Consider the following 4,290-nt stretch of genomic DNA (forward strand, 5'->3'; position numbering starts at 1 on the left):
CGGGCGGCGGCGCCATGGCGATGACCGCCGTGGTCTCGGAAACCGGTGCCTCGGCCACCGCCGTCCTGGCTGCCGCGGGCCTGCTTGCCGCGGGGGTGCTCAGCGAGGCTTCGGACGCGGTCGCCTGGCGAGGTATGCCCGGCTGCTCGGACGCCACCGCCGGCAGCAGGCCGGGCTCGCCGACGGGACGCAGCCGGCCCGCGATCAGGGATCCCCACCATATGAAGATGGGAAGCAGGCAGATGATCAACGATAATGCCGCCCAGACCATGTTCGCCGGATACACATGGCCGAAGCCGACCGCGGTGGCGATGGAGATCCCGGATATCGTCGCCCAGAAGATGTGCTTACGGAAGGTCAGCAGCCGGTCGGGGCTTGCGCTCTGCCCCTTGGGCGTGACCACGAAACCGAGCGGACGCCGCAGCAGCGCGCCGACGAAGGCGGTCGAGTAGAACGGCGTGCACAGCATGGAGACGAAGATCCCGGAGATGCCGGCGGTGCCCTTCTCCTCATGCGGGCTGATGTTGAACCGTCGCAGCCAGATGTAGAGCAGCAGCCTGGCCACGGCCACGTCGATGTAGAGGGCCAGCCAGGACGATATCTGCACGGTCACCCCGGTCGACCCCAGGGCCATGTAGCTGACCGTGAGCATCATTCCCATCAGCCAGGTGAGGGCGACGGTCGGGTAGTGCAGCATCAGGGTGGAGTAGTGCAGACGGTGCCCCCACGGCAGCTTCCGCAGCCGGCGGACCGACTCGGTGACCAGGACCTCGTTGGAGCCCCGAGCCCACCGCAGCTGCTGGCTGAAGAAGTCCGTCCAGGTAGCAGGACCCTCGCCAACCGCTACGACATCCGGCGTGTATACCGACTTCCAGTGCTTTCCAGAGTCAGACTGATACTCTCCGTGTACAGCGAAGGAGGTGGCCAGATCCTCAGTGATCGAATCCTGGAACCCGCCGATCTGCCGCCAGGCCGACACCCGGTATGCGTGGTTCGTGCCGACGAACATGCCGCAGTCGAACCGGTTCGCGGCCCGCTGGATGACCGAGTGGAACATGTAGTTCTGCGCTTCCGCGCCCCGGGTCAGGAAACTGTGGAAGTTCCCGTAGACCTGCGGTCCCACGACAAAGGCGACATCGGGGTCGCGGAAGTAGCCGAGCATGCGCGAGGCGAAGTTCGGCAGCGGAATGTGGTCGGGGTCGACCGACAGCACGACGTCGTAGGAGCCGCCGTGGGCGTCCAGCCAGGAGTTGTGGTTACCGTGCTTCGTTTTGGCCCGGAATCTTCCCTTCGGCTGGTTCCACCTTTCCACCCCTTTGCGGCTGAAATGGTTGACCCCGAGGTCCTTGCACATCTGGCGGACTGTCGGGTCGTCCCCCTCGTCGAGCAGCCAGATGTCGATGGGCGTGCCATAACGGATCTGCCGGGCCGCGATCAGGGTGTCGCGTACGACGTCCAACGGCTCCTTCGACGGGACGATGGTGGTCGTGAACGCGATCCGCAGGCCCGCCGGCGGCCGGACCGGCACCGGGTTGCGCATGATGTAGGCGGCCCAGCAGAGGGTGATCGAGTTCAGTAACCGGATCCCCTCGGAGACGACGATCGTCCAGAACATGACCAGGTTGCCGATGTGCACCGGTGTCGGCAGATACCTGCTCTTGGGGAAGTGGCCCGGCTGGATCAGCCAGACGAAGAACAGCGACGACAACCCGACGGTGGCTATCAACAGCGGCAGCACCATCCAGAGCTCCCGCCCTACCATCACCTTACGGTAGGCAACGCGATACTCTGTGTCAGCAGGCGGAAGGGTGAGCGGACCCGCGAGCTTCGAGAAGGAGGTGTAGTCGTAGGCCAATTCTCTTCCAAGGACTCGTGCCACCCGCGGGTTGCGGTCAGCGCCACGACATACGTCGCATGCGGGTCACATGTCGCATGCAGATCGGTGAACGGTGAACCGGTCCACGTCGGGACAGGGATGGATGCCAGGGTCTTCGTCCGTCGTCGGCGCGTTCACGGCCAGCGGCCCGCCGGCCCGGGGAGGGCGCGCGTCGACCCACGTGCCGGTGGCGTCACAGCCGGATCGGTCCGCGCCGGTCGCGCGATCCGCCAAGGACGTCATGCCACCGAGGCGCTATGGAGGCTGTGGGACACCACCCCCGGACACAGGCCCGCGGGCGCGCGGAGGCAACAGGCAGGGGACGTCACAGGGAACGCTCCAAGGGACGTCACGGGCGCCGGCCGCCATCAGGCCACACCACCGGAGACACCGCTGGACACGCCACCGGGGGGCCGCTCGGAAGCGCCAGCCGCCCGCCACGCGGCCCAGCCGAGAAAAAGCCCACCGAGGACGAGCGCGGCACCGGCCACGAGACAGAGCCACAGGCCCACGCCCACCTCGGCGGTGGCCACCGGGTTGTCCGTCTGGAACGTGCCGATCCGCTTCCGCAGGAGGCTGGCGGCTATCGCGTCCCCAGAATTGATCTTCAAGACACTCAGGGCGGCGATGACGCCGCCGGCGACGGGCAGCGCCAGCCCGAGCGGGCGGACGCGGGGGAGCTCGGACAGCAGCACGCTGATGACGGCGCAGAGGATGCCCAGGCCGAGCACCACCTTGCCGTGCCAGGACAGCTCCAGCCCCGATCTGTTGCTGTGCAGCAGATCGGCGCCCCGGTCGGCGAGGGTCGCGCCCGCCCACGGCAGGAAGGCACCCACCACGGCGATCAGCCCCGCCACGCCGCACACATGAACAATAATCACGTCCACCGTGCGCGGCCCGGCACCAGTCGGCGCGTCCTCATCCGACACGGCGTTCCCTCCGTCGTTGGCACAGTCACACCATGGAATTTCGACATCCGACGCCCCCGAAACGGGCGGACGAGCAGACCATCTCCGGTCCGGTCACGGTCCGGGCCAGGGGACAAGTAACGGAATTTCCAGAGCTGTCCCCTACCGAGCCAGAAGCGTACCCGCCACCATGGTCCGGCTGTCGGCATCCCCCTTGTTTGGCCAGGTCACCGGCTGGATGCCGCACCGGCGGGCCGCCCCTCCGCCCGGCGTTCACAAGTGCGGACCACCGGCTCCACAAAAACACGATCACACCGCTGGCGTCCCCGTGCTAAACCACCAGATGACCGTCGCCGACGCCCACCCAGGTGGTGGATGTCAGCTCGGTCAGGCCCATCGGCCCACGGGCGTGCAGCTTCTGGGTGGAGATCCCGATCTCGGCGCCGAAACCGAACCGTTCACCATCGGTGAAACGGGTCGAGGCGTTGACCATGACCGCCGCGCTGTCGCAGGTCGCGATGAACCGGCGGGAGGCGGCCAGCGAACGGGTCACGATCGCCTCCGTGTGCCCGCTGCCCCACCGGCGGATGTGCGCGACGGCGTCGTCGAGGGAGTCCACCACCCGCACCGCCAGGTCCAGCGACAGGTACTCGGCGGCCCAGTCCTCCTCCGTCGCGGGCAGCGCCGAGGAGTCGTGGGAGCGGACCGCGTCGTCGCCGTGGACCGTCACCCCCGCCTGCCGCAGCGCCGCGAGCACCCGCGGCAGGAAGGCGTCCGCGACATCCGCGTGCACCAGCAGCGTCTCCGCCGCGTTGCACACCGACGGCCGCTGGGTCTTCGCGTTGAGGGCGATCGCCAGCGCCTGGTCGAGGTCCGCGTCGACGTCGACGTAGACGTGGCAGTTGCCGACCCCGGTCTCGATCACCGGCACGGTGGACTCCTCCACCACGGTCCGGATCAGCCCGGCGCCGCCGCGCGGGATCAGCACGTCGACCAGGCCGCGCAGGCGCATGAGCTGCTTGACCGACTCGTGGCCGCCGCCGGGCACGAGCGCGACCGCGTCCGCGGGCAGCCCGGCGGCGGCCACCGCGTCCCGCAGCGCCGCGACCAGCGCCGTGTTGGTACGCAGGGCCGAGGCGCTGCCGCGCAGCAGCACGGCGTTGCCGCTTTTCAGGCACAGGCCGGCGGCGTCGACCGTCACGTTCGGGCGGGCCTCGTAGATGATCCCGACCACGCCGAGCGGCACCCGGACCTGGCGCAGCTCGATCCCGTTGGGGAGCACCCGGCCGCGTACCACCGTGCCGACCGGGTCCTCGAGCAGCGCGACCTGGCGCAGGCCGTCCGCGATCGCGGCGAGCCGGCCGGACGTGAGGGTGAGCCGGTCGACCATGGCCTCGCCGGTGCCCGCGGCCCGCGCGGCGGCCACGTCCGCGCCGTTGGCCGCCAGGATCAGCCCAGTGCCGGCGATCAGCGCGTCCGCCATCGCGTGCAGCGCGCGGTCCTTGT

General features: G+C 69.1%; 3 protein-coding genes. All 3 read right to left on the reverse strand.

Annotated features, from left to right (window positions below):
* Positions 1-1,855, reverse strand: a 1,855-nt coding sequence (locus NBW84_RS15470; RefSeq protein ID WP_445548728.1) for a glycosyltransferase family 2 protein, incomplete at its 3' end; no start/stop codon positions are given.
* A gap of 389 nt (positions 1,856-2,244) precedes the next feature.
* The gene (locus NBW84_RS15475) at positions 2,245-2,805 is read right to left on the reverse strand and encodes a hypothetical protein (protein WP_250285447.1); all 561 of its coding nucleotides are present in this window, start codon (positions 2,803-2,805) and stop codon (positions 2,245-2,247) included.
* Positions 2,806-3,115: 310 nt separating this feature from the next.
* The coding region (locus NBW84_RS15480) for a glutamate-5-semialdehyde dehydrogenase (RefSeq protein WP_250285448.1) at positions 3,116-4,290 on the reverse strand (1,175 nt) is incomplete at its 5' end.

The organism is Protofrankia sp. CiP1_Cm_nod2 (assembly GCF_920664355.1).
Taxonomy (GTDB): domain Bacteria; phylum Actinomycetota; class Actinomycetes; order Frankiales; family Frankiaceae; genus Protofrankia.